The sequence below is a fragment of the Kitasatospora sp. NPDC005748 genome (genome assembly GCF_040630735.1).
Classification (GTDB): Bacteria; Actinomycetota; Actinomycetes; order Streptomycetales; family Streptomycetaceae; genus Kitasatospora.
The window spans coordinates 1-1,070 of sequence record NZ_JBEXYD010000163.1 but is presented as its reverse complement, the minus strand read 5'-3'; the positions used below and the strand labels follow the sequence as shown (position 1 = coordinate 1,070).

General features: G+C 70.8%; 1 protein-coding gene. It reads right to left on the bottom strand.

Annotated features, from left to right (window positions below):
* The coding region (locus tag ABZ495_RS37085; RefSeq protein ID WP_359840398.1) for an IS481 family transposase at positions 1-949 on the bottom strand (949 nt) is incomplete at its 3' end.
* Between the last annotated feature and the right edge of the window lie 121 nt (positions 950-1,070).

Here is a 1,070-nt window from a genome sequence, read left to right as displayed (position 1 = left end):
TGTTCTGTCCCGTGAGGTTGGGGATGCGGCTGGCGGGTGGCTTGCCTGCGAGTGCGGTGTGTCCGCGGTGGTGATTGTAGGTGTGGAGCCAGTCGGGGTAGGCGTCGCGGCGTTCCTGTTCGGTGCGGTAGGGCCGGGCGTAGGCCCATTCGTCGAGCAGGGTGCGGTTGAAGCGTTCGACCTTGCCGTTGGTCTGCGGCCGGTAGGGCCGGGTGCGTTTGTGCGTGATGCCCTCGGCGGCGAGGGCATCACGCCAGGCGTGTGACTTGTAGCAGGCGCCGTTGTCGGTCAGCACCCGCTGGACGGTGATCCCGGCCCGGGCGAAGAATTCGTTCGCCCGGGCCCAGAATGCGGCGGCGGTCTCCTTGCGTTCGTCGGGGAGGATCTCGCTGTAGGCGAGGCGGGAGTGGTCGTCGACGGCGTTGTGCAGGTAGCTGTATCCGGCCCCGGAGCGGGTCCTGCGGCCGGCCTGGCGGCCCAGGGACCTGTGGCCGCCGCCGTCGGGGATGTTGCCGAGCTTCTTGATGTCGACGTGGACCAGCTCGCCCGGTGCGGCGCGTTCGTAGCGCCGCACCGGGCGGGCGGTGGCGCGGTCGAGGTGCGCGAGTCGGGCGAGCCGGTAGCGGGTCAGGACCCGGTGCACGGTGGCCGGGTTGAGCCGCAGCAGGTAGGCGATGCGGGCCGGTCCCCAGCGGCGCAGGACGCGGACCTTGACGATCCGCCGTTCGGTGCGGGTCGGGGTCCGGCGGGGGCTGCGGTGCGGGCGGCTGGAGCGGTCGGTCATGCCGGCCTCACCGAGCGCTCGGTAACGGTCGGCCCAGCGCTTCGCGGTGGTCGGCGAGACCTGGAAGCGCTCGGCCGCCCGCCGCAGTGGCCAGCCGTCCTCGACGACGCAGCGGGCCAGGCGCAGGCGTCCGGTCTCGGTCAGCGGTGCGTTACGGTGTGGCATGAGGGCCTTTCTGGGAGCCGGTGCAGATGTCGCAATCCACACCGAGCCAGAAGGCCCTCACTCATTTCAAGATCACCACGCCGTGAGCCCCGTCACCAACCTCCGTGGTCAGTACACCTAG